Source organism: Tumebacillus permanentifrigoris (assembly GCF_003148565.1).
Taxonomy (GTDB): Bacteria; Bacillota; Bacilli; order Tumebacillales; family Tumebacillaceae; genus Tumebacillus; species Tumebacillus permanentifrigoris.
In genome coordinates this window covers 24,844-51,273 of record NZ_QGGL01000011.1, presented here as the reverse complement: position 1 = coordinate 51,273, position 26,430 = coordinate 24,844, and the positions used below count along the sequence as shown (strand labels likewise).

General features: G+C 56.4%; 26 protein-coding genes. 9 read left to right on the top strand and 17 right to left on the bottom strand.

Going from position 1 to position 26,430, the window contains the following annotated elements:
* Positions 1 to 75 precede the first annotated feature (75 nt).
* Positions 76 to 240 carry a hypothetical protein gene (locus C7459_RS23360; protein WP_170119454.1) on the top strand — a complete coding sequence of 55 codons (165 nt, stop codon included), beginning with the start codon at positions 76 to 78 and terminating at the stop codon, positions 238 to 240.
* Positions 241 to 313: 73 nt separating this feature from the next.
* On the opposite strand, the gene C7459_RS13485 is transcribed toward C7459_RS23360, so the two are convergent.
* The gene (locus C7459_RS13485) at positions 314 to 520 is read right to left on the bottom strand and encodes a hypothetical protein (RefSeq protein ID WP_109689823.1); all 207 of its coding nucleotides are present in this window, start codon (positions 518 to 520) and stop codon (positions 314 to 316) included.
* Between the two features lie 217 nt (positions 521 to 737).
* On the opposite strand from C7459_RS13485, the gene C7459_RS13480 reads away from it, so the two are divergent.
* Both C7459_RS13480 and C7459_RS13475 read left to right on the top strand, forming a co-directional pair.
* Positions 738 to 2,513: an AMP-dependent synthetase/ligase gene (locus C7459_RS13480; RefSeq protein ID WP_109689822.1), complete on the top strand. Its 1,776-nt coding sequence runs from the start codon at positions 738 to 740 to the stop codon at positions 2,511 to 2,513.
* A gap of 125 nt (positions 2,514 to 2,638) precedes the next feature.
* Positions 2,639 to 3,859 (top strand): MFS transporter, encoded by a 1,221-nt coding sequence (locus C7459_RS13475; RefSeq protein ID WP_109689821.1) that lies wholly within the window; start codon positions 2,639 to 2,641, stop codon positions 3,857 to 3,859.
* 59 nt (positions 3,860 to 3,918) lie between these two features.
* On the opposite strand, the gene C7459_RS13470 is transcribed toward C7459_RS13475, so the two are convergent.
* From C7459_RS13470 to C7459_RS13445, 6 genes are all read right to left on the bottom strand, one after another.
* Complete coding sequence (locus tag C7459_RS13470; protein WP_109689820.1) at positions 3,919 to 8,214, bottom strand: immunoglobulin-like domain-containing protein; 4,296 nt, start codon at positions 8,212 to 8,214, stop codon at positions 3,919 to 3,921.
* 12 nt (positions 8,215 to 8,226) lie between these two features.
* Positions 8,227 to 9,786, bottom strand: a complete 1,560-nt coding sequence (locus C7459_RS13465; protein WP_109689819.1) for a M4 family metallopeptidase — start codon at positions 9,784 to 9,786, stop codon at positions 8,227 to 8,229.
* A gap of 140 nt (positions 9,787 to 9,926) precedes the next feature.
* A complete protein-coding gene (galE, locus tag C7459_RS13460; protein ID WP_109689818.1) occupies positions 9,927 to 10,916 on the bottom strand; it encodes a UDP-glucose 4-epimerase GalE in 990 nt (329 codons plus the stop codon).
* A 2-nt stretch (positions 10,917 to 10,918) separates the two neighbouring features.
* Positions 10,919 to 11,797 (bottom strand): UTP--glucose-1-phosphate uridylyltransferase GalU, encoded by an 879-nt coding sequence (gene galU, locus C7459_RS13455; protein WP_109689817.1) that lies wholly within the window; start codon positions 11,795 to 11,797, stop codon positions 10,919 to 10,921.
* A 103-nt stretch (positions 11,798 to 11,900) separates the two neighbouring features.
* Positions 11,901 to 13,715 (bottom strand): oligoendopeptidase F, encoded by a 1,815-nt coding sequence (gene pepF, locus C7459_RS13450; protein WP_109689816.1) that lies wholly within the window; start codon positions 13,713 to 13,715, stop codon positions 11,901 to 11,903.
* Positions 13,716 to 13,719: 4 nt separating this feature from the next.
* Positions 13,720 to 13,929 carry a DUF3906 family protein gene (locus C7459_RS13445; protein ID WP_109689815.1) on the bottom strand — a complete coding sequence of 70 codons (210 nt, stop codon included), beginning with the start codon at positions 13,927 to 13,929 and terminating at the stop codon, positions 13,720 to 13,722.
* 107 nt (positions 13,930 to 14,036) lie between these two features.
* Between C7459_RS13445 and C7459_RS13440 the strand changes: the two genes are divergently transcribed.
* Positions 14,037 to 14,192, top strand: coding sequence for an aspartyl-phosphate phosphatase Spo0E family protein (locus C7459_RS13440; protein WP_109689814.1), 156 nt, complete (start codon positions 14,037 to 14,039; stop codon positions 14,190 to 14,192).
* 65 nt (positions 14,193 to 14,257) lie between these two features.
* On the opposite strand, the gene plsY is transcribed toward C7459_RS13440, so the two are convergent.
* The 4 genes from plsY to greA all read right to left on the bottom strand — a co-directional run bounded on the left by plsY (position 14,258) and on the right by greA (position 16,732).
* Positions 14,258 to 14,842 (bottom strand): glycerol-3-phosphate 1-O-acyltransferase PlsY, encoded by a 585-nt coding sequence (gene plsY, locus C7459_RS13435; protein ID WP_109689813.1) that lies wholly within the window; start codon positions 14,840 to 14,842, stop codon positions 14,258 to 14,260.
* A gap of 98 nt (positions 14,843 to 14,940) precedes the next feature.
* On the bottom strand, positions 14,941 to 15,753 hold the full coding sequence (locus C7459_RS13430) for a C40 family peptidase (RefSeq protein WP_211320392.1): 813 nt from the start codon (positions 15,751 to 15,753) through the stop codon (positions 14,941 to 14,943).
* A 110-nt stretch (positions 15,754 to 15,863) separates the two neighbouring features.
* Positions 15,864 to 16,238 carry a hypothetical protein gene (locus C7459_RS13425; RefSeq protein ID WP_109689811.1) on the bottom strand — a complete coding sequence of 125 codons (375 nt, stop codon included), beginning with the start codon at positions 16,236 to 16,238 and terminating at the stop codon, positions 15,864 to 15,866.
* A gap of 20 nt (positions 16,239 to 16,258) precedes the next feature.
* A complete protein-coding gene (greA, locus tag C7459_RS13420; RefSeq protein ID WP_109689810.1) occupies positions 16,259 to 16,732 on the bottom strand; it encodes a transcription elongation factor GreA in 474 nt (157 codons plus the stop codon).
* Positions 16,733 to 16,871: 139 nt separating this feature from the next.
* Between greA and C7459_RS13415 the strand changes: the two genes are divergently transcribed.
* Genes C7459_RS13415 through C7459_RS13405 form a run of 3 tightly spaced genes read left to right on the top strand, consistent with a single transcriptional unit; the run spans position 16,872 to position 17,961 of the window.
* Positions 16,872 to 17,099, top strand: coding sequence for a spore coat associated protein CotJA (locus C7459_RS13415; protein ID WP_109689809.1), 228 nt, complete (start codon positions 16,872 to 16,874; stop codon positions 17,097 to 17,099).
* Complete coding sequence (locus tag C7459_RS13410; protein ID WP_109689808.1) at positions 17,096 to 17,365, top strand: spore coat protein CotJB; 270 nt, start codon at positions 17,096 to 17,098, stop codon at positions 17,363 to 17,365. Before C7459_RS13415 ends, C7459_RS13410 begins: the two co-directional genes overlap by 4 nt.
* Positions 17,366 to 17,391: 26 nt before the next feature.
* Positions 17,392 to 17,961, top strand: coding sequence for a manganese catalase family protein (locus tag C7459_RS13405; protein ID WP_109689807.1), 570 nt, complete (start codon positions 17,392 to 17,394; stop codon positions 17,959 to 17,961).
* 41 nt (positions 17,962 to 18,002) lie between these two features.
* Here C7459_RS13405 and C7459_RS13400 read toward each other — a convergent pair whose 3' ends face one another.
* Both C7459_RS13400 and C7459_RS13395 read right to left on the bottom strand, forming a co-directional pair.
* Positions 18,003 to 18,464 carry a MauE/DoxX family redox-associated membrane protein gene (locus C7459_RS13400; protein ID WP_170119453.1) on the bottom strand — a complete coding sequence of 154 codons (462 nt, stop codon included), beginning with the start codon at positions 18,462 to 18,464 and terminating at the stop codon, positions 18,003 to 18,005.
* Complete coding sequence (locus C7459_RS13395) at positions 18,409 to 18,903, bottom strand: thioredoxin family protein (protein ID WP_109689805.1); 495 nt, start codon at positions 18,901 to 18,903, stop codon at positions 18,409 to 18,411. The genes C7459_RS13400 and C7459_RS13395 overlap by 56 nt, the downstream gene beginning before the upstream one ends.
* A 230-nt stretch (positions 18,904 to 19,133) precedes the next feature.
* Between C7459_RS13395 and C7459_RS13390 the strand changes: the two genes are divergently transcribed.
* Together C7459_RS13390 and C7459_RS13385 are read left to right on the top strand one after the other, a co-directional pair.
* Positions 19,134 to 20,477 carry a cytochrome ubiquinol oxidase subunit I gene (locus tag C7459_RS13390; protein WP_109689804.1) on the top strand — a complete coding sequence of 448 codons (1,344 nt, stop codon included), beginning with the start codon at positions 19,134 to 19,136 and terminating at the stop codon, positions 20,475 to 20,477.
* Complete coding sequence (locus tag C7459_RS13385; protein ID WP_109689803.1) at positions 20,474 to 21,493, top strand: cytochrome d ubiquinol oxidase subunit II; 1,020 nt, start codon at positions 20,474 to 20,476, stop codon at positions 21,491 to 21,493. The genes C7459_RS13390 and C7459_RS13385 overlap by 4 nt, the downstream gene beginning before the upstream one ends.
* A gap of 56 nt (positions 21,494 to 21,549) precedes the next feature.
* Here the strand turns inward: C7459_RS13385 and C7459_RS13380 are convergent, their stop codons facing one another.
* The 4 genes from C7459_RS13380 to C7459_RS13365 form a co-directional block, all read right to left on the bottom strand.
* Complete coding sequence (locus tag C7459_RS13380; RefSeq protein WP_245884540.1) at positions 21,550 to 23,508, bottom strand: methyl-accepting chemotaxis protein; 1,959 nt, start codon at positions 23,506 to 23,508, stop codon at positions 21,550 to 21,552.
* A gap of 113 nt (positions 23,509 to 23,621) precedes the next feature.
* Positions 23,622 to 24,473, bottom strand: coding sequence for a hypothetical protein (locus tag C7459_RS13375; protein WP_109689802.1), 852 nt, complete (start codon positions 24,471 to 24,473; stop codon positions 23,622 to 23,624).
* 61 nt (positions 24,474 to 24,534) lie between these two features.
* Positions 24,535 to 25,635: a sensor histidine kinase gene (locus C7459_RS13370; protein WP_245884539.1), complete on the bottom strand. Its 1,101-nt coding sequence runs from the start codon at positions 25,633 to 25,635 to the stop codon at positions 24,535 to 24,537.
* Positions 25,632 to 26,333 carry a response regulator transcription factor gene (locus C7459_RS13365; protein ID WP_109689801.1) on the bottom strand — a complete coding sequence of 234 codons (702 nt, stop codon included), beginning with the start codon at positions 26,331 to 26,333 and terminating at the stop codon, positions 25,632 to 25,634. The genes C7459_RS13370 and C7459_RS13365 overlap by 4 nt, the downstream gene beginning before the upstream one ends.
* Positions 26,334 to 26,430 lie beyond the last annotated feature (97 nt).

The following is a 26,430-nucleotide window of genomic DNA, read 5'->3' as shown; positions in this document are numbered from 1 at the left end:
CTGTCAAAAATCGGGGCACAGTAAGGCTCGAGCACCGCGTGAGGAGAGCTTGACTGTTTCGGGAGGTGGCTGTCGTTGACCCAAGAAGGCCTGAACACCCTCGGCATCAAGGAAATTCAAGCGCTGGCCAAACAACTGCAAATTCACCCTTCCTACAAAGTAGGCGGCTTGCGCGTCCGCAAGAATAAAGCAGAACTCCTGCTGGACATTCGCAAGCACTACACCGGGGATTCCGGGTGAAAAAAGACGGCTCGCCCACAGCGGCGAGCCGTCTTTTTTGTCGTGTGCGGCTCGATTCAAAAGGGGCGCTCACTCACAGATTGACGCTGTAGACGCCCATTTCGCCCGTCTCCAACAAGCGCTTGGTCTGCACCAGTGCGCGCCGTTGCTCCTCCGCCAGACCTGCATCGATCAGGTCTTGCTCGCTCAGCGTGTTGCCGCTGGATGCTTGCAACCGCACCAACGTGCGCAACACGTGCGGGGTGATGATCTCGATCAATTCCGATCGCGAAAACCGCATGGGTTCTCACTCCTTTCATTTCCATGTTTATCGTAACATAAAAACATTTTTCGACAAATAAAGGAGTTTTCTAATTTTTTGACGAACTGGTCAGTATAAAAACTGCATTTGTCATGTAGACAACCACGCGACACGTACATTAGTCGTACATGTACTTGTTCGCGTTTTATATTCTCTCATCATTGCCAATCAAGAAACTGTCCACAGGAGGTGTCACATGTCGAATTTGCTTTCCCTCATTCACCAAACGGTCGAGCGCTATCCGGACAACGATGCGCTGATGTGGAAACAAGACAATCAATACCTGAAGCTGACCTACCGTGAGTTCTGGAAGCGCTCCGAAGCGTTTGCCTATGCCTTGCAAGACCTCGGGGTACAGTCTGGTAGCAAAGTCGCCATCCTCGCCAATAACTGTCTAGCTTGGACGATCGCCGACTTCGGCATCATGATGTCCGGAGCGGTCACCGTGCCGATTTATGCGACCAGCACCCCGCACCAGATCGAGTTCATCCTGCAAAATGCCGATGTGGAAGCGATCGTCGTCGAGAATGACCAACTGCTGGAACGCGTACTCGCTGTCGCCACCGAAGCCCTGCACTCGGTGCTGATCATTCAACCGACGAAGCCCGTGCAACATCCAGGCGTGATGACGTTTGACTCCGTGATCGAAAAAGGCCAGCACCTCCATGCAGCCAAAGGCACGCTCACCGCTTGGCAAACGATCTCCGACGACCAGTTGGCGACGATCGTCCACACCTCCGGCACGACGGGTAACCCCAAGGGCGTCATGCTGACACATGGCAACCTCTATGCAAATCTGATCGGCGGCCAGGTCTATCTCCCGCTCACCCCGCAGGATCGCAGCTTGTCCTACCTGCCGCTCTCGCATATCTTCGAGCGCACCTGTGGTCAATTTATGATGCTCACCTCTGGCGGTTGCTTCACGTATTGCGAAGGTCTCCCGCAGATTACGGCGAACTTGGCGGAGGTCAAACCGACCGTCATGACTTCGGTGCCGCGCTTGTTTGAGAAAATCTACGACGGTGTCCTCAACAACGTCCGTGCGTCCTCCAAGGCGAAGCAAGCGATCTTCCGCCTCGCGATGAAAGTCGGCAAGCAGCAGATCACCAGCCCAACCTTCACCTCGAAGCTCTTGCATCCACTGCTCGACAAACTGGTGTTCCAGCAAATTCGCGAACGCATGGGGGGCAACCTCCGCCTGCTCGTCTCTGGCGGTGCAGCGCTCTCCCCGACCGTCGGTGAGTTTTTGAAGATTGCCGGCCTGACCGTCTGTGAAGGATACGGCCTGACCGAAACGTCTCCCGTCATCTCCACCCAACCGATCAGCGACCCGCGCATCGGCACCGTCGGACTTCCGCTGAACAACGTGGATGTCAAGATCGCCGCAGACGGCGAAGTGCTCGCCAAGGGCCCGTCGATCATGGTCGGCTACTACAAGAACCCAGAAGCCACGCGAGAAGCCTTCACAGAGGATGGCTACTTCATGACCGGAGACATCGGTGAATTCGTCGACGGCTATCTGCGGATCGTCGAGCGCAAGAAAAACATCCTCGTCCTCGCCACCGGCAAAAACGTCGCCCCGTTCCCGATCGAATCTGCGATGATGTGCAGTCCGTACATCGGGCAAGCGATCTTGATCGGCGACAAGCGCAAGTATGTCTCCGCTCTGATCGTACCGGACTTCGTGAACCTAGAAAAGTTTGCGGCTGAGAAGTCTCTAAACCTACCAACCGTTCAGTTGGTCGAGCACCCAGAAGTGCTGGTCTTGATGGAGCGTGAGATCAAGGAACAGCTCGCCGAGTTCGCGTCCTTTGAACGTCCCAAGAAGTTCAAGATCCTCCCGCAAGAGTTGACACTCGAATCTGGTGAACTCACCCCTTCTCTAAAAGTTCGCCTGCATGTCCTGCAGACGCGCTACCAAGCGGAGATCGAAGCGATGTACCAGGAACAGAGAGAAACGAGTGCCGTGTAAGCGCTCTAGTGTAAAAAGCGTCGGGATGCCCCGGCGCTTTTTTTCTTGCGAAAAGGCTTGCAAATAGCACCCTACAATCGCTAGAATGGACTCATCTGTTTTTTCAAAAAATTAGGAGGAAGACCATGCTCTCGTATCTTCAGTCACTCGTGCGGTTGCCTCGCGCGGTGCATTTTTATCTGTTGTCGGAGATGCTGTTCGGATTGGGGATCGGCATGGCGACGATTTTCAACTTCCATTACTTAGCGTTGGGATTCGATACGCGGGTGATCGGCTATGCGGCCGCCTGCAACTCGATCACCGTCGCGATCTGCTCGTTCCCCGCCGGGATCTTCTCCGACCGCTTTGGGGCGAAAAAGGCGATGGCGCTGGGCTGCGGCATCGCGACACTCGGCTATGTCGCCATCCCGCTCGCCACACAGGCTTGGCACTTGTACCTCGCACAGGTCCTGCTGGCGGTCGGGACAGCGTTCATCATCTCGTGCGAATTTCCGTATATCATGAGCCTCTGTGAGCGCAAGGAGGACGAGACGGTCGCCTTCAACATGCTGATCGCAGCCTTCACGCTGGCACTCTCTGTCGGGAACATCCTTGGCACACATCTGCCCGCGTATCTGCCGGAGGGCAGTACTGTCTACCAGACCACGCTTTTCTTGATCGCCGCTGTGTTCGGCCTGATGTTCTTCATGCGTTTGTTCCTACCCGCCAGTTCGCAACGGGTCGCACGCGAGGAGGAAAAACGCGCCAAAAAAGCAACGTGGCGCGTGATCCCCAGCCGCCAAGTCGTGCTCTATGTCCTCTACGCCACGATGGGCGGATTTATCTTCAATATGATCATTCCGTTTGAGAATGTCATCCTGCGCGAGCGCTTCTCGCTCTCCGATGATACGATCGGATACATCCTCGCGGCAAACTCGTTCCTCTGCTTCCTGACCTCGCTGATTACTCCGTATCTGATGCAGACGGCCAAGCGCAAAGTCTACCTCTATCTGGCTTTTGGTGGCTTCATGCTCGGCATGCTGTTGCTCGGGTTCACCATCCCCGCCCTCGCGTTTGGTAGCATCCTGCTCGGTCGCGGCGTGTCCTCCCTGATGATCAACTCCTTTGTGGACAGCTCGATGATGAAAGCCACGCAAACGGACGAGCGCGGCCTGCACTCGGGGCTGCGCAACCTGACCCGTTCCTTTGCCGGGTCGGCGGCGACGGCCTATGCAGGGTTCGTGCTGGCCGGCGGAGACTATCACACCACCTACTTCATCGCCTTCTTGTTGGTGGTCGTCCAGACGCTGCTGTACGCCTTTGCGGTGCGCCGCCAATTGCAACAAGACTTACAAGAAGAGTTTTAAAGCAAAAAAGCTGATGCCCGCGTGTGCGGACATCAGCTTTTTTCATATCGTGCTCGGGTTTACTTGGAGAAGCGTGCTCTGGCTTGCAGCAGTGCAGCATCTGCAAGCGTCGTCACCACGTTCAGTTTGCTGGTGACGGAGAGGCCTTGTGCGTCTGTGCCGACGAGGACCATGTCAGCCGTCAGGACAGCGTCTGCTGCCGCTACCGTCTGCTGGGTGTTATCGGTGTAGACGGTCACAGTGCCGTTGGCGATGGTCAGGGATGCCAACAGTTCCTGTACCGTCTTGCCGGACAGCACATCGAGTGCATCGACCGCGCTGTATCTCGCGACAGCCTTGCTGGAGAGCGACCAGTTGAGAGGAACGCTATCCGCAGCCTTGACGAGCACTTTGAACGGGTAGTCGTAGTGCTCATAACGGTGCGTGAAGTGCGCCATCAGCGTCACTTGTGTGTCTTGCGCCGGGCGTGTGACATGTCCGTCGTTGGTGATCAGATCGGTGTTGCTGGATGTCCACGTGATGACCGATTGGTTCACCGGACCTTCCAACGGCAGGGTGACATCCTGGGTCACGCTTCCATAGGAATCGCCGGCTCCGAAGCCCAGATCGACAGAAAGGATATCATCTACCATCGCGTACCAGTCATCGAGGATCATGTTGACGATATTGTCAAAGTTGGTTTGAATCGCATCCCGCGACTCGTAGCCGGTGCCTTTGTTGTCGAGGAAGTACTGCCCGACGATGTCGCGTTCGTAGCCTTCCAGACTGGAGTAGTCGGCATTGTCGAGGTGCAACTGCGGGGACGCGAGGGCTCCCAGCATCTCTTCGATCGAAGTCGCATCGTTGACCGCTTGAATGGAGCTTGCTTCATCGCCGCCCAGTTGGATGTCGGTGACTGCTACATCGAGCGCATCCTGAATGCTAGCGCGGTTCGTGTAGCCAGTGCCCTTGCCGTCCAAGACCGCTTGTGCGACTTGGTTGCGTTGCGCACTGGTCAGGTAGCTGTACGGCGTCAGTTGCAGGTTCAACGCGGCTGCTTCCAGAGCTGCGCGTGTGCCAGCCACGTCTGTCGCCGCGTTCACCGCTTGAATCGCACTGACCAAGGCTGGGTCCATCGGGAGTACGGTCAGGTCGACGTTGACCGATGCTGTTGCTGTGCTCAGCGTGAAGGTATGCGTACCCACGCTCAGTTGGTCCAGGTACGACTCGGCAAGCGACACGTCGTTGGACGCCTCATCTACCGTGTAGTCCGAGTCGAGGACGAGCGGCGTATTGCCATTTTTCACGACGAGGGTGGCAAGGTTCGGGTCGGGAACGGGAACATCGTTCACCGTTTCTTCCACGTGGATGATCTTGTCTACACCAGCAGATTTCTCAACCAGCGTGGAGCCGTTGGTCACGACTGCGGTCAGACCGTCTTTGAAGACTTTGACCGTGACGGTGAGGGAACCGTTGTAGTGTTCGTAACGGTTGGTCAGGTGGGCCGTCAAGACAACCTTCGTATCTTGATCGGTCGGGCGAGTCACGTGACCTGTGTTCGAGACGACAGCTGCGTTGCTGGACGTCCATTCGATTTTGGCACCGTGCACGGCACCGACGGTCGGCAGGGTCAAGTCTTGCGTGACGCTCAATTTGGAATCCCCAACTGCGTAGCCAATTTTCAGCGCGCCCACATCATCCACGATGTCATACCAATCGTCGATGATCATGTTGATGATCTTATCGAATTCAGTTTGGATCGCATCGCGGTCTGCATAGCCCGCGCCTTTGTTGTCGAGGAAGTACTGGGCAACGATGTCGCGCTCGTAACCTTCCAGACTGGAGTAGTCGGCGTTGTCGAGGTGCAAATGCGGAGACGCGAGCGCACCCAGCATTTCCTCTACCGTGGTGGCCGCATTGATAGCTGCGATCGCGCTTGCTTCGTCGCCGCCGAGCTGAATGTCGGCAACTTTCATGTCCACGCGGTCTTGGATCGCGGTGCGGCTCGTGTAGCCCGTCCCTTTGCCATCCAGAACGGCTTGTGCCACGAGGTCGCGCTGCGCGCCGGTCAGGTAGCTGTACGGCGTCAGTTGCAGACGCAACCCTTCCGCTTCAAGTGCAGTACGGGTAGTCGCAACATCGGTCGCGTTGTTCACCGCGAGAATGGCAGCGACGAGCGCTGTGTCAACACCCAGTACGTCGAGTTCAGCTTGTACCGTCAGATCGCCAGCTGTGAAGGTGACGGTCTGCGCACCTTGTCCCAACGTATTCAGGAAGGACGGGTCTAACGTGATGTCGTCCGCCTCTTCATCGACGAAGTAATCGGTGTTCTGTACCAGTGTCGTGGTGCCCTTGGTAACCACGAGGTTGGACAGATCCAGCACATCGCTCAACTGACCTTCTTCATCCGTTTTCGCGAGATGAACCACGGCTTCTACTTCTGCGCCGTTCTGGTGGAATTGACCTCCGTAGAGCACGCTTGCATGCAATTGCGCATCCTGTGTGATGATGTTCACCGGGATGTTCACTTCGATTTCCCGCTGGCCGTCGGTCACCCGAACTTTTACCACGCCATGTCCGAGCGCTTTCGGCGTGACGACCAAACGCTCGTCCTGCAGAGATGCTTCCACAACCCCGTTGCCGCTGACCGCGACGGAACCTTGGACGAACTTCACTGCATCACCGTCCACATCGGTCGCCAAGTCAGCAGCAACATAGCTCACACCCGTGGTTTGGGTGATTTTCACTTTGCGATCTTGCAGGGACTTTGCCTCTGGCTTGTGGTTGACCGGTCCTACACCACCGCCGCCACCGTTCGATGGAGTCGGAGTGTTGATCGGCTTGCCGTTTACGTTGGTGATCTGAATTTTGGCAGCGTCAAAGTTGGTGACGACATCCCCAACCTGCTTGCCGTCGGGCAACACCAAGTCCTTGATGCTCGCGCCCGAGTTGACGGTGAGTTTGGAGTCTTTGTTGGTCACTTCGACTTTGCCGATCTCCCCGGTCGTGCCCAGCGTAACGTCCCCGCCACCTGTCAGCGTGACGTTCGCGATGGTTGCCTTCCCAGAGATCGAAGCACCGTGTTTGCCTGCCAGTTCCAGCGTGGTTACGCCTGCGTTGAGTTCCACTTGTTGCGCGCTATCCCCGAGGGTGACTTTCGGAAGCGTCACGCCCGCATCGGCCGTGATCGTCGCGTTGCTGTTGACCAGCACATCGCCGACGGTCGTCTTGCCCTTCGGCTCGACGCGAACGTTTGGCTTGTTGATCTCGACAGCGCCAAGCGCCGAGTTTTCATAGACGACCGTGTTGGTGTCACCACCGTTGATGATCGTCTTGCCCACTACTTTCAGGTTGTTGGCGTAGAAGTCGTTTTGCAATTCCTTGCCAATTTCCAGGTTGCCAGCCACCGTCAGGTTTTTCAGCGAGATGTAGTCACCGCTGATCTTCAGATCGCCGAATACTTGCGCGTTGCCAGCGTCGAGCACGAGGTCGCCGCTGAACTCCGGCTTGCCAGCCTCTGCCGGCTTGCCGCTGTTGGTGATCTCGAGGTAGGTGACTTTGGTCAGTTGCTTGTCGTTGGCCGCGAACTGAATGCTCGCACCCTTGAGCGCATCGCTGTTCGCCGCGCTGAACAGGCCCTTGAGCGAGTCTGCCACGGTATACGAGACACCGTTCAGGACGACTGCTGCATCAGATACGCTGTCTACCGAGGTCTTGGTTCCCTTGAACAACGGCAGTGCGTTGTTCAGGATCACGGCGATCTCTTGACGTTCTGCGGTGCGTTGCGGGGCGAAGTTGACGCCGTCGCCTTTGACAACCCCATTTTGGTACATAAATGCAACTGCATCTTGTGCCCACTCGCTGATCTGTGCCTTGTCAGCAAACGTGAGGCTCGCCCCGAGTCCGGTCGTATCCACATTCAGCGAACGCACGAGAATGGTAGCGACTTCCTCACGAGAGATCGGGTCTTGCGGACGGAAGGTTCCGCCGCCATCCCCTTTCATGTACCCCAGTTGGTAGGCGGTTTCGATCGCACCGTGTGCCCAACTGTGGACTTGCACATCGTGGAAGGACGTCGAGTCTGTATCGACGAGGTTGAGATGCAGCGCTTTCACCAGCAACGAGGCAAACTCTTCGCGGGTCAGGTGGTCAAGCGGGCGGAAGTTGCCGTCTGGATCGCCTTGCATGATGCCTTGTTGCTTCACAGCAAGGATCGCAGGTTGTGCCCAAACTGCCGCCAAGTTGTTGTCTGCGATCGATTCTGCTGCTTGCGCTTTGGAAACAAACAGCTTGGATGTGCTGAAGGTCGATGCCACAGGGCTAACCGCTGTGGTTAGAACGATGGCAACTGCCAGAATTTTATTCCATTTTTTCAATGCGTTCCCCTCCTAGTTCACCTCGACAGCAGTCCATGCCGCTTGCAATGCCGTGTATTGGGTGGAGCCTTGGCCGTACAGGTCTTGGCATGCCAGCAACGTAGCTGCGCGCGCGCCAGAGAAGTCGGTTGTTTGCGTCATGTAGTCGCGGGATGCGGCGTACCATACTTTCGCTGCATCGACACGAGAGCCGAGCGACGTTGCGAACAGGTAGAATGCTTTGTTCGGAATCCCAGAGTTGGTGTGCACGCCGCCGTTGTCTTTCGTAGTGACCACATATTGAGACATTTTCTCCGGTTGTTTGCCCAGGCTCGGGGTGTCCATGTAACGCAGTGCATCGCCATCGACAGCCGGAGTCCAGATATCTTCACCGACCAACCAGTTTTTGTTTTCAATCGCCACGCCGAGTGCATCAGACCACGATTCGTTCAAGGCGCCGGATTGGTTTTTGTAGATCAAGCCAGAGGTGTACTCGGTGACCGCGTGGGTCAATTCGTGACCGATGACATCAAGTGCGCCAGACAGCGAGACCATCTCCGTGCCATCCCCATCGCCATAGACCATCTGCCCCATCGAAGAACTCCAGAACGCGTTGTTGTACCCCGTGGAGTAGTGGACACCCGAGATGATCGTCGCGCCTTGGTTGTCATACGAATTGCGGCCCATCACGTTTTTGTAGAAATCATAGACTTTGCCCGCGTAGAAGTGCGCATCAACCGCCGCTTTTTGCTCTTCACCGTTGAAATTGTTATCCGCGTCGGTCACATAGGTTTGCGACAGCGAACCATGATTGAACGTGTAGGTGCTAATCGTCGAACCATTGACGTACATCGCCTTGGTGCGGTCTTCCAAGTAGTATTGGGTGCCTTTTTTGACGGTGTTGATTTTTTTGGTGTCGTTGAAAACGCCCGTCCCCGTACCGACGATGTCAGCTGCTGAGTTGTAGGATTCCACGATCGAACCATCGGTCGCGTTGACGAAGATCGTCCAGTCGCCCGGTTGATCGGTCGCGAGGTAGCAGACGTTGACTTTGTAGGTCAGGATCGCTTTGTCCCCGCTCGGGAAGTAGGTTAGCACGCCGTTGCTCGGAACGCTCAGCAAGCCGGTGAAGCCCGTTTTCGCGACTGCTTTTTGCTCCGCGTCGGTCTTGGAGATCGTCGCTTGAGTCGCAGTCGGCGTCAATGCCTTGTATTTACCCGTCACGCCGGTCAGACGACCGTTGTCTTCATGTACGATCAACTGATCGCCAAAGACCGGAATCCCGTTGAGCTGACGGTTGAATTTCGTATGGGAGGTACTCAGTTCGCCTTTATGGCTTTCTTTTACTTTAAATTCTTTGGACACGTCTTTGATGCCATAGTCAACTTTTACCTTATTCAGAGCGTCGAGAGCACGGTCTTGCGCTGTAGCGCCGCGAAGAGTTCCGAGATCACCGCTGATGGTATGAATTTCACCGTTTTCATTCTTCAGAACTTTTTTTTCCGTCAACGCGTTGGCGTCGGTTGCACCGACCATGAGCACAGATGCGAACAGTGAAGAAAGAACCAGTGTGGAGATACCCTTTTTGTTCATGACCCAATTCCCCCCAGTTTTTGATTTAAAACCTATGTTAGAAAATTCAGTAACGCTAGAATTATATAGCCTGACTACTGTTTCGTCAAACGAAAAAAACGACCTTCGTAAAAGGTCGTTTGCCTACATCTTTATTTTGATTACTCCTCATAACCTTCTGGATGGTGCTGGTGCCACTTCCAAGCACTAGCAATCATCGACTCCAGATCGCTATGCTGAGCTACAAATCCCAGCTCCGTTCGAATGCGGTCAACCTGAGCCACCAATACCGCCGGGTCGCCCTCGCGACGTGGGGCGTTGGTCAGTGGAATTGGTCGTCCTGTGATCCGGCGTGCTGCCTCGATCACTTCCAGCACGGAGTAGCCACGTCCTGTGCCCACGTTGTAGGCGCCGCTCGCTTTGCCGTCTGCCAACGCCTGCAGAGCGCGGGCATGCGCGTCCGCCAAGTCTTCCACATGGATGTAGTCGCGCACCGCCGTACCGTCCGGGGTGTCGTAATCCTGCCCGAACACGGAGATCGAATTCCGTTGACCCAGTGCGGTCTGCAGGACGAGCGGAATCAGATGTGTCTCCGGGTCGTGCGCTTCGCCGATCCGCCCGTCCTGTGCAGCCCCGGCCGCATTGAAGTAGCGCAAGGCGATCCACTTCAATCCGTACAGCGTCTGTGCCATCTGCAAGTACTGTTCGATGAACAGTTTGGAGATGCCGTAAGGGTTGATCGGCAGCGTTGGCGATCGCTCCGAAATCGGCACGACAGCAGGCATGCCATACACAGCTGCTGTCGAGGAAAATACGATCCGCCGCACGCCATTCTCGACGAGCGCTTGGATGAACTGCTGGCTCTTGATCGTGTTGCCTTCTAAGTACTTGGTCGGCAACTTCATCGACTCTCCGACGAGGCTGAGCGCAGCAAAATGCACCGCTGCGACGACCTTGTGCTTGTGTACGATCTCCGCAATCAGCGCCGCATCCGAGATATCCCCAACGTAAAAGTGCGGCGTGAGCACGGCCGCACGGTGTCCAGTGCGCAGGTTGTCCAGCACGACGACTTCATGACCCTGTTCCATCAGATGGCGGACGGTGTGGCTGCCGATGTACCCGGCACCCCCGGTGACGAGAATCGTACTCATGCCTAGCGTCCCCCTTCCTTGACGGTCAGGCTCTCCGCGAGACGCAGGATGTGCTCCTGTAGTCGCGGACGGATGTCGTCGCGGCGCAAAGCAAATTCGAGCGACGCTTCGAGATAGCCGGCATGATCACCGATGTCGTAGCGCTTGCCAAGGGCTGCAAAGATCTGCATCTGCTCTGCACGGTTCAAAACGTTCAAGGCATCGGTCAGTTGAATCTCGCCGCCCTTGCCCGGTTGCGTCTGTTCGAGGATCGGGAAGATGTCTGGCGTCAGCACATAGCGCCCGATGACCGCCAAGTTGGACGGCGCTTGCTCGCGCGCCGGCTTTTCCACGATCGCGTCGATCAAACCGCCGGTGTGCGAGACGATCCCATACTTGTGTACATCGCTCCAATCGACTTCCTGCACAGCGATCACCGGACGGTTGTGCTGCTCGAACAGATTCACCATCGACTGCAAGCAGGGCGGTTCAGAATGGATGATGTCATCCCCCAGCAACACGGCAAACGGTTCGTCGCCGATGAAGTGGCGTGCGCAGAGAATCGCGTGGCCGAGGCCCAGCGGTTCCTTTTGACGGATGTAGTGGATGTCGGCGAGGTTGGATGCGGTCTGGACGATCTCCAGCAACTCATGCTTGCCCTTCTCTTCTAGGAAGGCTTCCAGTTCACCCGATTTATCAAAATAGTCCTCGATGGCGCGCTTGTTGCGGCCCGTGACAATCAAGATGCTCTCAATTCCAGATGCGACTGCTTCCTCTACAATATATTGAATCGCCGGTTTGTCGACGATCGGCATCATTTCCTTGGGCAATGCTTTGGTCGCCGGGAGGAATCGGGTTCCGAGTCCAGCGGCGGGGATGATCGCCTTGCGAATTTTTGTCATGTTTGCGTTCCTCCTCTGTACGCTGAGAATACCCCTAACGAACCAGAAAATCAATCAAAAAAAGCGCCCAGCCACGTAGGCTAGGCGCTTTTTCCCTAAGAAATTAAGCTTCACTCAACAATTGTTCCAATTCGGCCAGTCGCTCGCGGAATACGCTGAGCGCTTCCACGATCGGTTGCGGCGAAGACATGTCAACGCCTGCCCCTTTGAGCAGATCGAGCGGGTCTTGCGAGGAACCGCCGCGCAGGAAGTTCAAGTAGCGCTCGACAGCCGGCGCGCCTTCCGTGCGGATCTGCTTGGAGAGAGCCATCGCCGCGGCAAAGCCCGTCGCGTACTTGTAGACGTAGAACGAGTTGTAGAAGTGCGGGATGCGCGACCATTCGTTTTGCAACTCTTCGTCCAACACCAGCGCCGGACCGTAGTAGTCGGCGTTGAGCTGACGGTAGAACGCGTTCATCGTGTCAGCCGTCAGCGGCTCGCCCGCTTCGACTTTCTCGTGCGCGAACTTCTCAAACTCAGCGAACATCGTCTGGCGGAACATCGTGCCCCGGAACTGTTCGAGCGAGTGGACGAGCAGGTAGGCGCGTTCCTTTTTATCGGTCGTCTCCGCCAGCAGTTTCTCCAGCAACAGGTTCTCATTCAACGTCGACGCCACCTCTGCGACGAAGATCGTATAGTTGCCGTAGACCAAAGGTTGGGTCTTGTGCGTGTAGTAGGAATGCAGGGAGTGGCCCAGTTCGTGCACCAGCGTGAACAGATCGTCGAGCGTGTCGTTGTAGTTCAGCAGGATGTACGGGTTGGAGCTGTAGGTCCCCCAGGAGTAGGCACCACTGCGCTTGCCCACGTTCGGGTAGATGTCGATCCACTTGTCGGTGAACGCGGTGCGCACGGTGTTGACGTACTCTTCACCCAGCGGTACCAGCGCATCGAGCGACATGCCTTTGGCCTTCTCGAACGGCATCTCCATGTCGACCGATTCCACCATCGGAATGAACAGGTCGAAGTAGCGCAATTCGTCCAGCTTCAAGGCTTTTTTGCGCAGGGCCATATAACGGTGCATCGCATCGTGGTTCTCGCGCACCGCTTTGATCAAATTGTTGTAGACATCCGTCGAGACGTTGTCTGTTGCCAGTTCCATCTCCAATGCGGAGTTGTACTTGCGCGCTTGGGCGTAGAATACGTTTTTCTTGACGTTGGCCCCATAGGACGAGCTCAACGTGTTGCGGTATTCGCCATATGTACCGAACAAGCGTTTGAAGGCATTCTCACGCAACACGCGGTCCTTGCTCTCCATCAACACACGATAGCGGCCTTCAGAAACTTCATGCAAGTTGCCTTCCGAGTCTGCGACCTGCCCCATTTTGAGATCGGCGTTGGTCAGCATCGAGAAGATCGTGCTCGGCGCGTCCGCCACTTCCGAGACGCGTGCCAGCAATTCCTCCTCCGGTTGGCTCAAGACATGTTGCTTGCGGCGCATGATGCGCTCCAAGTCTTTGCCGTACAGACGCAACGCTTCGTTCTCCGCGAGGAACCCCTCGATCGTATCCTTGGACAGTTCGAGGATTTCCGGCGTGATGAAGGACGTGGCCGAGGACGTTTGGGCCAGCAGGGAGCTGGTGCGATCCGACAGGCCTTGGTAGAGGGTGTTGGCGGTGTCTTCATGTGCGCGCATATGCGCGTAGGTATACACATTGGCGACGATTTCGTTGACCTCGTCGTTTCGTTGCAAGGCTTCCAACAAGGTGTTCGCCGATTCGTGCAGGCGGCCTTTGTAGGCTTCCAGCTTCGGGAACAAGTCTTGTACTTTTTTGAAGTCAGCTTCCCACTTGTCCATCGATTCGTACATCGAACCGAGATCCCATTGGTGCTCCGCGTTGACTTCAGATCGTCTCTTCATCGCGGTCGTCATCTCTGTCATCCCCTTAGCGTTCTACTTCTACTACATAGCCGTTTGCTTTCTCGGCTCGTTTTTTCTCAACGATCGCGATCTCTTGGACTTCGATGAGCGCGAGGGCATTGCGCTGCAACAGTTCGTCGGCAGCCGCAAACGCTTTCTCCTCATCTTCCGCGAGTACGATGACGTGTGCATCGGAAAAGCCTTTGCCTTTGGCTTCCAACTTATACAAATACATGTGGATCACCCCGTTTGCCTTATTATACCTCCCCAAACCCCCAAAAACCAGAACTGGCCACCGTATCCTGTCCATAAGCTTGTACAAAACTTACAGGGGGGATATACATGACTTGTATAATGCAGACGATCGAACTCTTGCGTCACCAACTGAACGAATGCGCTCGACACCATCAGGGTGATCTGCAAGACCCTGAAATCATCGCCCTCTCACAAGCCTTAGATGTGTTGCTGCTCGCCAAAACCCGTGCCGCCCGCCACTAGTCTACCGATAAAAAAAGCCCCCTACCCGCCTGATGGCGGAGAGGGGGCTTTTGTTGTCAACAGCGTCAGATCCAGCCGACCTTGCGCTCGGAGCCATCCATGATGCGCTCGAGGTTCTGGCGGTGTCGATAGAGGATGAACACGACCAGCAGGAAAGTGGCGAACGCCAGCGGCTTGTCAGACCAGATGATCGCATATGTATGCGCCCAGAGAGCGGCGAGTATCGAAGACAGCGACACATACTTGGAGATGTACAGCGTGATGACGAACACGACGAGGGCACTTAGCGTCAGCAGCGGGGCGACAAAAAACAGCACGCCTGCCGATGTCGCAACTGCCTTGCCCCCACGGAATCCAGCGAAGACCGGGTAGCAGTGGCCGATGACAGCCGGGATGCCAGCGATCAGGGCATACTCGTTGCCAACGCCTGTCAGGAACGGAAGTGCAGCGGCTAGCGAACCTTTGAGGATGTCGGCCGTGAGGACGATGATCCCCGCCGTCTTGCCGATCGAGCGGAACGTGTTGGTGCCGCCGAGATTGCCGCTACCATGCTCGCGGATGTCGACTCCGTAGCCGATTTTGCCCACGATCAACGCGGACGGGAAAGAGCCGATGAGATAACCCAAGATGATCAAGATAAGAATCGACATGAATGCGGACCCTCCTATGTTCTGCAAGACAATGGTGTCTACCATTGTATCACAAAAGGCGTCCGTGCAGATGCCCGGACGCCAATTCCTTCCCTTGCTTATCGAACGCGCACACCCGTTTGATACACCGTCGCCCAGTACGACCGATCCAGATCCGTGATGGTGATGCCGCGCGATTGATCGGCATGAATGAACGTACCATCCCCGAGATAGATGCCTGCATGTGACGCAGCCTGCCCGTCACAGGAGAAAAACACGAGGTCGCCAGGTTGCAGCGCGGCACGGGCGACTTGCGAACCCGCGCCGAGTTGTTGGTAGGTTGTGCGCGGCAGGGCGATGCCGCACTCTTGAAAGACGAATTGGATAAATCCAGAACAATCAAATCCACTCGGGGTCGTGCCCCCATATACATACGGTGTCCCTTGGTACCTCAGGGCGACGGTCGCCAGTCGGCTCGCCTGTGTGGCCGTCGCCCCCGACCGTTGGTTCAAACTCGGTGCAGGGTTCGACTCAGGCGTAGAGCGGGAACTGCTAGGTTGATTCGGCTGGGAGTTGACCTTCGGAGCGACGAGCAAGTTGCCACGGCTCGCCAGCTTCGGCGGCTGGTTCGCACGCACCGCCAGCACTTGTCGAGCAAGGAGTTCCTCTTGCTCGACAAGCTGCTGCTCCTCCACGAGCATCCGGTGGTTGGTCACGCTCTCCATCGGTTCCGGTTCCTGCTCCGGCACCCAAAGGGCGGTGACGGTCAGATTGATCGGAACGACAGGTTCGACAACACGCTCTCCTCCATCAGGGGCAAATGGTTGCTCACGTTTGGGTGCGGTGAGGCCGATGGCGGCCTGCACAGTCTGTTGCTCCCATAACATCGAGGAGAAGAGGCCGATGAACAGTCCTTTTTTCCAACGCTGCATTCTCATCCTCCCTCATCTGTCAGGTGGTGGTGCGATAGACCTTCTACAACTCTATTCCAGCTCTGTGGGTTTCCAAGCCTTATTTATGAAAAAAAAACGACCTCTCCTGTTCAGGAAAGGTCGTTGCCGAGCCATTTGGTTTCTTTGGCAAAATAGAGCAGTTTCGTGCTGCGGTGCTCGCGCGCGATGTTCTCCGCCTCCGCCCGCAGGCGCAAGCGTACTTCCTCGCCCAATTCCCCGGCGTCGACAGCTAAATTCTCCACGACGGCAAACGGCAGGGTTCCGAACATCGGATCAAGACAGAGCGTGACAAAAAGCGTGCCGTCCACGCGTCCCTCTGTCTCGTGCAGGAGCAGAAAATGATGCGGACTCTCCTGAATCGTCTCGATGCGCGATGCGATCACGTGCACCGATTCGCCCGGATGCACCACCTCATAGAGGCGCTGCAAAGCCGCACGGTCTTCCGGTCTTGCTTGTCTGATCAAACGGTTCACTCCTAGACTGTTTAGGCGATCTCGATGATTTCGAACTCCAGTTGCCCACCCGGAGTGTTGACGTTGATCTTGTCACCGACGCTGCGGCCGATCAGCGAAGAACCGAGCGGAGATTCGTTGGAGATCTTGCCATCAAGCGGGTCCGATTCGGTCGAGCCGACGATTTGGTACATTTCCACGTCGCCCTCCGGAACTTCCTTCAATTTCACGGTACGCCCGATCGCAACGACAGAGGTGTCCTCGCTACCCGGTTCAATGATGCGAACATTGCGCATCATCTTCTCCAGTTGCACGATGCGAGACTCGACGAACGCTTGCTCATCCTTCGCCGCGTCATACTCCGAGTTCTCGGAGAGGTCGCCGTAGGATACAGCGATTTTGATGCGTTCCGCCATCTCACGACGTTTGGAACCCTTCAGGTAATCAAGTTCTTCTTCTAATTTTGCGAGACCTTCACGGGTCAGAAAAGTCGGGTTGTCGCTCAAGTTCGTTCCTCCTCTGGAAAATGGTGCTCCCCATATGTTGTTACAGGAGTCGATTTCTAATACAGGATAATCCAAAAAAGGTTGCAAGTCGAGAGCGTTTTCCGCATAACGTGAAGAAAAAGTGAGGTGGAGAAGCCAAATGTTCACCCCCCGCAAGGTTTATCACCCGTATGCTAGTCCGTTCGACCCTTGCAAGCCAATGCGTGTAAAAGTCTACGAAACCCCACAAAACATCTATTTGCAGGTCCAACCGCCGAATTTACCGCAATTCGATCCGATGAACGCGCTCAAGTGCGGAACGCTGTGGCCGGTCTATTACAACCCCTACGAAGGACGACCGAAAATCGAGGAGGAGAGCAAGAAATGAGTGAACACAACAAATTGCCCGAATCCTACTACCGCTTGCTCCATGAGCTCCAAGCGGTCGATTTCGTGCTCGTCGAACTTGCCCTCTACCTGAACACACACCCGGACGATCTCGCGGCGATTGAGCAACACAACGCCTTTGCCGCCAAAAAACAGCATCTGAAAGCCCAATTTGATGCGGAGCATGGCCCGCTCCAACAGTTTGGCAACTCGCCCGTCGGCGCGCCTTATACCTGGAAGCAAGCACCGTGGCCGTGGCAAGTGTAGACCTGTGCTGAGGAGGCGAATGAGTCTTGTGGATTTATGAGAAAAAGCTCCAATATCCCGTGCGTGTCTCCAAGTGCGACCCCACGATGGCGAAGTATCTGATCGAGCAGTACGGCGGTGCGGACGGCGAACTGTCGGCCGCACTGCGCTATTTGAACCAGCGCTACACCGTACCGCCACAAGTGATCGGCGTACTTAACGACATCGGCACCGAAGAGTTTGCCCATCTCGAAATGATCGCCACGATGATCTACAAATTGACCAAGGACGCCACCCCGCAACAGATGGTGGAAGCAGGTCTGGGCGATCACTATGTCAACCATGACAAAGCCCTGTTCTACCACAACGCTGCAGGTGTCCCGTGGACGGCCGCCTACATCCAGGCCAAGGGTGATCCGATTGCCGACCTCTACGAAGACATCGCGGCCGAGGAAAAAGCGCGCGCCACCTACCAATGGCTGATCGACATCACCGATGACGTGGACATCAAGGACAGTTTGAAGTTTTTGCGAGAGCGTGAAATCATTCACTCCCTGCGCTTCCGGGAGTGTGTGGAGATCCTCAAGGAAGAACAAGACCGTCAAAAGATCTTTTAAACGCCAAAAGCCACCCGTCCGCAGGCGTCGGGTGGCTTTTTTTATCGACGAAACAGAACCAGTCCGGCTCCGATGACCAACAGCACGTCCTTGCCAACATCGACGATCCCGACGGGTGTCGCTTCGGTTGGGCCGAAACAACCGCAACCATAAGGCATCACAACGCCCCACTTCGAAATCATCACGAAGGTGAACAGCAGCGAGATCAGGCCGATCCCCAAGCTTGCGTAACGGGCGGTCGGCTTGAACAACACTGCGGCTCCGAGCACCAATTCGACCAGTGGCAACAGGATCGCCAACGGTTTGATCATCGGATCTGGCAACAGATCATACGATTGCAAGACGAGGCCGAACGAGTAGACATCGGCGATCTTGGTGACAGCGGAATAGAGAAATACCGCGCCGAGCACGAGGCGGATCGCGATCGTCACCCAGTAGAGCAGCGATCTACTTGGCGTTGGTGAAGAATTCACTGTAGACCGAGGGGTCACGCTGTCCGTCAATGCGCTCGACCTCCTTGCCATCCTTGAAGTGAATCAGCGTTGGTGTGCCTTGCACCTTGTATTCCGTCCACGCGTCATGCTTGCCTTCAATGTTGACGGGGAACAACGGCTTGCTCATCTGCTCCGCCATCGGGATCAGATAGGGCGAGACGACTTTGCAATGCTCACAGCTCGGCTGGTAGTAGTACGCGTAGAAATCATCCTTCGCCGCGTTTTTGTCATGCAGCGATTGCAGGGAAATTTCCTTGCTGTACAGGTTGGTCGTGGTGGTCTTGGTGTTGTCGAAGCTGTCTGACAAAAACGAACCGCCGACGACCAGTGCAATCAGCACGACGATCGCGCCAAAAATCCAAGGCAGACGCTTTTGTTTGCGTGCTTCCACATCGGCTTTCCGTTGCTTTTGTTGACGCTTGTCAAGGTTTCGGTCATTTTTGCTCATATGCGTCCTCCCATGCGCGGTACATCGCGCTCTCTATCTGCACATATATCTAGGTATTTAGTTCTAGTATTCGACGTTTTCTGCAAACGTCCTCTCCCTGAAGTTGTGAACAAACATTGTGAAATACTTCACAAACCTGTCACGGGTCTAGGCGTTTCCCCGATTGTTTTGGACTTGTATCAGGGAGTATCCTGAGGGCAGAACCACCGTACAGAGAGGATGTGCCCGAAATGGACTTGTACTTTAGCCGGATTCTGACGGGAACTACGCTTGGCTTTCACATCTTTTTCGCGACGCTTGGGGTTGGCATCCCCGTGTTGATTTCACTTGCCGAAGCGCTTGGCATTCGCAAGCGCGACCCTGAGTACCTGTTGCTCGCCAAACGCTGGGCGAAGGGATTTGTGATCCTCGTCGCAGTCGGCGTGGTGACCGGGACGACGATCGGGTTGCAGATCAACCTGCTCTGGCCGAACTTTATGAAACTGGCGGGCGAGGTCATCTCGCTGCCCTTTATGTTAGAAGGTTTTGCCTTTTTCCTCGAAGCGATCTTCCTCGGCATCTATCTCTACACGTGGGGTCGGTTCAAGAACCCGTGGATACACTGGTCGTTCTCGCTCCCGGTGATCATCGGCTCCTCGATGTCGGCCGCCTTGATCACCACGGTCAATGCCTTCATGAACGCCCCCGCCGGGTTCAAGCTGGTCGATGGCAAGATCACCGACATCGACCCGGTGGCAGCGATCCTGAACCCCGCAACGCCGAGCAAAGTGTTCCACGTGCTCTCGTCGGCGTACTTCATGACCGCCTGTGCGCTCGCTGCGCTGACCGCCTGCTACCTGCTGCTGCGCAACCGAAAACTCACCTACTATAAAAAAGCGCTCCACCTGACGATGGGGGTCGCGCTGATCGGAGGACTCCTGACCGCCATCGCCGGCGATGTGTCCGCCAAGTATATGGCTGCCTACAACCCGGAGAAATTGGCAGCGGCGGAGGCGCTTTTTGACACCGAACGCGGTGCCCCGCTGTTGATCGGCGGCTTGGTCGATGCAGAAAACCAGACGGTGACGTACAAAATCGAGTTGCCAAACGTGCTGTCCTTCCTCTCCTTTGGCGACTTCAACGCCGAAGTGCGCGGTCTGAACGCGTTCCCGAAGGAACTGCAACCGCCCGTCGTCATCCACTATATGTTCCAAGTGATGGTCGCGTCTGGTGTGTACGGCATCACCATCTCGTTGCTCTATCTGTTCGCTCGTTGGCGCAGGTGGCAACTGACGTACTCCAAACTGTTGCTCTGGGCGATCTTCCTGCTCGGGCCGTTCGCGATCGTCGGCATGGAGCTGGGCTGGATCTTCACGGAGATCGGTCGCAAGCCGTGGATCATCTACGGTGTGATGCGGTTGGAGGACGCTGTGACGTCGATGACGGGCATCAAAACCTACTTCCTCAGTTTCCTCTGCCTGTACTTCTTCATCGGACTGACGACGTTCTTCATCCTCGCGCGTTTCTTCCGCCGCCGTCCGGTGGAGCAGGACCCGTACTACCTTGAGATTCACGAAGGGAGAGATCCGCGATGATGAGCAAGCCCGAGCTTGCGATCTCCGTTCTGTGGGCGTTCCTGTTCTGCTACATCATCCTCGCTTCCATCGAGTTCGGCGCGGGCTTCCTGCTGTTCTGGGCGCGTGTGCGCAAGTGGCCGCATGAGGTGGAGGAGATCATCGAGCGCTATCTATCGCCTTTTTGGGAAGTCACCAACGTGTTCCTGATCGTCTTCATCGTCGGCCTCGTCGGGTTTTTCCCGTCGGCGGCGTATTATTACGGCACGGTGCTGCTCTTGCCTGGGTCGTTGGCGCTGGTGTTGTTGATTTTGAAAGGCACGTTTTTCGCGTATTGCCACTACGCCAAAGTCCGGCACTGGTCGTATACCCTGCTCCAAGGATTGGCGGGGCTGTTGCTCCCGATGGTGCTGGTCTCGCTGATCCCGGTGTCGGAGGGCGGCTTCGTGACCGAGGAGAACGGCAAGCTGCTGTTGCTGTTCGACAAGGTGATGACCTCTCCGTTGCAAGCGACGTTCGTCCTGTTCGCACTGCTGTCGGTGCTGTTCGTCTCCGCGGTGTTCTTGAACTTCTATGCGCACAAAGCGGGCGCACCGGTCGCCGCTGAGAAGTTTCGCGCCGTCGCGTTGAACACGGGCCTGCCCGCCCTCGGGTCGGGTGCGTTCATCCTGCTCCCGCTCGCCAATGTGCGCCCCGAGCACTTCCTGAGCATCGCGACCGACTACTCGTGGCTGTTGCTGATCTCTGGGGCGCTGTTCGTGACCGCGTACATGCTCCTGCAAAAAAACAAAACCCCCGGCTGGACTTTCCTCCTCGTCATCGCCCAGTACGCCTGTGCTGTGATGGCCTACGGGTACTCGCATCTGCCGTACTTGCTCTACCCGTACTTGAACATCAACGATGCCATCGTCAATCCGGTGATGTACAGCTACTTGATGTGGGCGTTGATCGGCGGGCTCTGCATGTTGATCCCCGGATTGCTATTTCTCGCCTGGCTGTTCCTGTTTAGCAACAAGTACGTCCAGAACGGATCTTGAATGGAAAAAAGCCCCAGACTCACGCGTGCGTGATCTGGGGCTTTTTTGGACTCAACTTACACTTTGAACTTCATCAGCACGCTCATCAGTTCGTCTGCCATCTGTGTCAGCGCTTCAGAAGTCGCGGCGATCTCCTGCATCGACCCGAGTTGTTGCTCCGTGGCGGCCGAGACGTTTTGACTGCCCGCAGCGGCGGTTTCCGCGACGGTCGCGATGCTTTCGATGGCGTGTACCACATGCTCCACGCCAGCCGACATCTGTTGAGCTGCCGAAGTGACCTCTTGAACTTGGGTCGTGACGTGTTCGACTGCGTTCTGAATCTGCGTGAACGACAAGTTGGCGAGGTTCACAACCTCCAGACCGGCGTTGACTTCCACGATCCCCTCATCCATCGAAGCGATCGCCCGCCGCGCCCCGCCTTGGATCGAGACGACCAGTTCGGCGATCTGGTGGGCCGACTTCGAGGACTGCTCCGCCAGTTTGCGCACTTCGTCAGCGACGACTGCAAATCCACGGCCTTGTTCGCCAGCTCGCGATGCTTCGATGGCGGCGTTGAGCGACAGCAGGTTGGTTTGATCGGCGATCCCGGTGATCACCGTGACGATCTCCCCGATCTGCTGCGAGCGCGACCCGAGATCACGCACGACCTCCGCCAAGTGGAGGACTGTTTTCTGAATCGATTGCATCTGCGTGCTGGCCGTCTGCATCGAGATGCTGCCCTGTTGCGAAAGTTGGGCGGCATCGAGTGCGCTCTCGGAGACGGTCTGCGCGTTGCCTGCGATCTGCTTGATGCCGACCGACATCTCGCCAATCACGCGCGAGCTCTCTTCGACGCGCACCGATTGTTGCTCGGTGCCGTGTGCCAACTGTTCCACCGTTTCCGCGATATGCTCGGTGGCGCGCGAAGTCTCCTGAGCGCTGGCCGCCAACTCTTCGGAGGACGCTGCCAGTTGCGTCGCGGTGTCGTTGACATCGCGCAGGACGTTCTGGAGCGACTCGCGCATCGTGTTGAACGCCGTGCTCAACTGGCCGAGTTCATCGTGGGTCAACACATCGATCGTAGCGGTCAGATCCCCCTCGCTGACTTTGCGTGCGTTGCGCAGAAGCACGCGAATCGGTCTCATGATCGAGATGATAATGTATGTGACAAGCATGGCGCCCACCACAAACGCCACAGCGACCGTGATCACCGTTTTGACAAAAATCGGCTTGGCCGCATCGGCCGTCTCCGATACATACAGCGTTCCGATCAGTTTCCAGCCTGTCGATTTATTGGTAGCAAACACCAAGTGCTCGTCACGGCCGTCGAGAACATAGGGGAAGTCACCGGTCTCTGTCTGGTAGACGCTATCAATGAAGCTGTCCTTCGCGACAGCTCCGATCTCCGCGCGAGGATGGACGAGGTATTTGCGGTCTTTGTCGAGGATGGAGGCAAAACCCTGCTGTCCGATCTTGACCGACTTGACCGTATCCGCGAGCGTCTGCAAACTCAGGTCGGTGGCCACGACGCCTTGACCGTCTGCAGTGGCACGAGCGATGGTGACTGTGATCTGCTTGGTATCGGTGTCCACATACGGCTCGGTGATCACCGTCTTGGTTTTGTCCCCGATCGCCTGTTGGTACCACGGTCGTTTGCGCGGGTCGAAATCGCTTGGCAACTCGACTTTCGGGGCGATCAGCATCTGGCCCTTCTCCGTGCCAACGTACGTGTGCATCAGTTCCTTGTGCAGGGACTGGTATTGGTTCAAAGGTTCCACGACCTGTGTTGCATCTGCAGTTGCCTGCAAACGCTGCGCCAAAAATTCGATGTCGCGCACCGTCGGTTGCATGTTGCGGTCGATCAATTGGTTGAGCAGATCCACATTGTCGCGGGCATTCGTGGTCAATTGCTGTCCGATGTTGTCCTTGGAGGTGGTGTACGACCCCCAGGCGACAGCAAGCGTCGGTGTCAGCAGGATGATCAAGAAGGATAGGATGAGTTTGGTCCGCAGGTTGAAACTTCGTTTTCTAAACATGTGCATGCGCCCCTTTTGCCTGATCATGATGTAGTGATCTTGGAAGGGGAAATTCGACATCTATCCGACAATTCCTTTATGAGTTAACAGTCTGCATACTGGGATATTTTTGCTTAGGGTACTCGAATGACAAAGGGCGCGATGAACACTTCACCCTTGCGTTGGAACTGCCCCCAGATTTTGTAGAGACCGCTTTTGGGGAACTCGATGTGGAACATGGCGTCCGGGCCGGAGCCTTTTTCCTCCATCGGGTGGACGTGTAGATATTGTTCCGCATCGGCACTGAGCGCGACGACATGGCCGATTGCCCCCAGGTAGGGTTGAAGGTCGGTGGTCGGTTGCTGGGTTGTGGCGTCGGCGAAGTGGAACGTCATCATCGTCTCCTGCCCAGCTTGGGGGGCGCGGTCGAACTGGAGCGTGACTTGTTGCCCGGCGACCGTCTTGGTGAGATCGGTGTCCAACTGGATCGGTTTGAGCGCGAGTTCGTCCCCGCCGACCTCGATCCACTGCCCATAGGACGAGGCGCTCTGGCCCGTTGGCGTGACGTCTGCGATCAGTTTGTAGCGCCCACCGCGCGGGAGGTTCAAGGTCTGGGTGAACAGACCGGCTTGTTGCATGTCCGGGTGGAGGTGATTGAAATAGTTGAGGTCTGCGCTGACGACGATCAAGTGCAATCGCTTCTCGTGCACGATGTCGTACTGCGTCAACGGGCTACCGGTCGGGTCGAGCAGTTGGAACTTCACTTGGGTATCCTGTCTCGCTTGGGGATGCTCGTCGGAAAATTGCCAGACCGGTTTCAGTTCTGTCGGTTTGGCGGCGTGATCCTGGCTGTCGGTATGGTCGATCGCGTGAGAACCTGCGCTGTGGTTGTCTTGGGCCACCTGCTGATTCGTCGAGCATCCGATGAGGGCAGCCGTCAGCATCAGGGTTGTTGTGGTCGTTGCGATCCATCGCGTCTTGGTCATGGGGGATCGTCTCCTTCGTAGTGAGTGGATAAGACTATCCTACCCCGCAAGTTTGAAGAAGTTATGTAGAGGCTTGTTTCGAGAACCTGATGCAGAAGGTCGAGCCCTGCCCCAGTTCACTGTGCAGGTGGAGCGTGCCGCCATGCGCCTCTACCAAACGCTTGACGATCGTCAGTCCAATTCCACCACCGCCCTGCGATCGTGCGCGAGATTTGTCTGCACGGTAGAAACGCTCGAACACATAGGGCTGATCAGACGGCGCGATGCCGATGCCTGTGTCGGTGACGGTGAGTTCGTAGCTGTCCGCTCGGTCTTGCAGTTCGACGACCACCTTCCCTGACGCTGGCGTAAACTTGAGCGCGTTGGAGAGCAGGTTGACCACCACTTGGGTGATGCGTTCTGGATCGATCGAGGCCGGCGCACGCGGAGGAAGCTGTGTGTGCAACTCCACCCCTTTTTGCAAAAAAGCGGCGTGCGTGCGCTCCGCCGCGTTTTTGATCACGAGCGCGAGGTCTGCGGGGTGGCGGTTCAGCGTGAAGTCTGGAGATTCCATGTGAGTCAAGAGTTCGAGATCGCGGACGAGGTGAATGAGGCGCTCGATCTCCTCATAGCAGGCCCGGATGCGTGCAGGCGTCGGTTCCCAGACCCCGTCCTCAAAAGCTTCCATGTGACTTTTCAACGTGGTCAGCGGTGTGCGCAATTCGTGTGCGATGTCGGCGGTCATCGTCTTGCGCAGGGACTCTTGGGCCTGCAACTGCTCCGCCAGCCAGTTCAGCGTTCGCCCGAGCTCTGCCATCTCATCCTCCCCCGCCACTTCCGTTCGCGCCTCTAAGTGCCCCTCTGCCATGCGTTCTGCCGTGCGCCGCATCCCGATCAAGGGCGCGGTGATGCGCTTCGCTACGAAAAAGGAGACGACGATCGAGATCAACAGCGCCCCCAGAGCAGTCCAGAGAATCGACTGCACCAACGCCATCTCAACGTGCGAGTTCAGATCGCTCAGGTCATGGTCTTGCGAGGTCTGCATCTGGCTCTCGTACATGCCGAAGTGATGATGCGTCTCCAGCAACATGACGAGGGTCGCCAACGCCAGAACGCCAGCGGCGATCCCGATCAGCGTCCACGTGAGCCGGGCGTGTAAACCGCGCATGCCCAAGGCACTCATGCCGAGTCACCTCCTGCGAACTTGTAGCCGATGCCATAGACAGTGACTAAGTAGCGCGGCGACTTCGGGTCGGATTCGAGTTTTTGGCGGAGGTTTTTCATATGTTGATCGATAGTGCGCGGATCGCCTTCAAAGTCGAAGCCGAGCACTTTTTCCACCAACTCATCTCGTGTGAACGTGCGCAAGGGATGGCGGGCGAGGACGAGCAAGAGCTTGTACTCGTTGGGGGTGAGGGTGAGCGCGTGCTGGTCGCGATAGACTTCGTGCTTCACGGTGTCGATCAACAACGCCCCTCCGTCAAACTCGACGCGATCGGCGAGCAGTTGGTGTTCGGAGCTACGGCGCAGGATCGCTTTGACGCGGGCGACGAGTTCACGCGGGGAGAACGGCTTGCTGAGGTAGTCGTCCGCACCGAGGGAGAGTCCCGCGATGCGGTCATCCTCTGTGACTTTAGCTGTCAGCATGAGGATGGGGAGCGCAGAGGTGCGGCGAATCTGTCTACAGACCTCCTCCCCCGAGATGTCCGGGAGCATGAGGTCGAGGATGCAGAGGTCGATCTGCGGATTGCTGGTGTTGAGATGTTCCAAGGCTTCACGGCCTGTAGCGGCTTCGAGGGTGCGGTAGTTTTCTTTTTGTAAGTAGGACGCGACCACGTCGCGGATTTTGGCTTCGTCGTCGACGATGAGGATGGTTTTCATGGGTGAGACCTCCTGTCGTTTTTATTGTAGCAGAAGGATTGGTGGCTTCTGGATGTTTCAGTGAATCTATGAGAAAATGTCTGAAAGGTTGGCATGA

Bases quoted from the DNA above. Each gene is read 5' to 3' on its own strand.
- C7459_RS13485 (WP_109689823.1), bottom strand. From the start codon at position 520: ATGCGGTTTTCGCGATCGGAATTGATCGAGATCATCACCCCGCACGTG.
- C7459_RS13480 (WP_109689822.1), top strand. From the start codon at position 738: ATGTCGAATTTGCTTTCCCTCATTCACCAAACGGTCGAGCGCTATCCG.
- C7459_RS13475 (WP_109689821.1), top strand. From the start codon at position 2,639: ATGCTCTCGTATCTTCAGTCACTCGTGCGGTTGCCTCGCGCGGTGCAT.
- C7459_RS13465 (WP_109689819.1), bottom strand. From the start codon at position 9,786: ATGAACAAAAAGGGTATCTCCACACTGGTTCTTTCTTCACTGTTCGCA.
- galE (WP_109689818.1), bottom strand. From the start codon at position 10,916: ATGAGTACGATTCTCGTCACCGGGGGTGCCGGGTACATCGGCAGCCAC.
- galU (WP_109689817.1), bottom strand. From the start codon at position 11,797: ATGACAAAAATTCGCAAGGCGATCATCCCCGCCGCTGGACTCGGAACC.
- pepF (WP_109689816.1), bottom strand. From the start codon at position 13,715: ATGACAGAGATGACGACCGCGATGAAGAGACGATCTGAAGTCAACGCG.
- C7459_RS13445 (WP_109689815.1), bottom strand. From the start codon at position 13,929: ATGTATTTGTATAAGTTGGAAGCCAAAGGCAAAGGCTTTTCCGATGCA.
- C7459_RS13440 (WP_109689814.1), top strand. From the start codon at position 14,037: ATGACTTGTATAATGCAGACGATCGAACTCTTGCGTCACCAACTGAAC.
- plsY (WP_109689813.1), bottom strand. From the start codon at position 14,842: ATGTCGATTCTTATCTTGATCATCTTGGGTTATCTCATCGGCTCTTTC.
- C7459_RS13430 (WP_211320392.1), bottom strand. From the start codon at position 15,753: ATGCAGCGTTGGAAAAAAGGACTGTTCATCGGCCTCTTCTCCTCGATG.
- C7459_RS13415 (WP_109689809.1), top strand. From the start codon at position 16,872: ATGTTCACCCCCCGCAAGGTTTATCACCCGTATGCTAGTCCGTTCGAC.
- C7459_RS13410 (WP_109689808.1), top strand. From the start codon at position 17,096: ATGAGTGAACACAACAAATTGCCCGAATCCTACTACCGCTTGCTCCAT.
- C7459_RS13395 (WP_109689805.1), bottom strand. From the start codon at position 18,903: ATGAGCAAAAATGACCGAAACCTTGACAAGCGTCAACAAAAGCAACGG.
- C7459_RS13390 (WP_109689804.1), top strand. From the start codon at position 19,134: ATGGACTTGTACTTTAGCCGGATTCTGACGGGAACTACGCTTGGCTTT.
- C7459_RS13385 (WP_109689803.1), top strand. From the start codon at position 20,474: ATGATGAGCAAGCCCGAGCTTGCGATCTCCGTTCTGTGGGCGTTCCTG.
- C7459_RS13380 (WP_245884540.1), bottom strand. From the start codon at position 23,508: ATGTTTAGAAAACGAAGTTTCAACCTGCGGACCAAACTCATCCTATCC.
- C7459_RS13375 (WP_109689802.1), bottom strand. From the start codon at position 24,473: ATGACCAAGACGCGATGGATCGCAACGACCACAACAACCCTGATGCTG.
- C7459_RS13370 (WP_245884539.1), bottom strand. From the start codon at position 25,635: ATGAGTGCCTTGGGCATGCGCGGTTTACACGCCCGGCTCACGTGGACG.
- C7459_RS13365 (WP_109689801.1), bottom strand. From the start codon at position 26,333: ATGAAAACCATCCTCATCGTCGACGACGAAGCCAAAATCCGCGACGTG.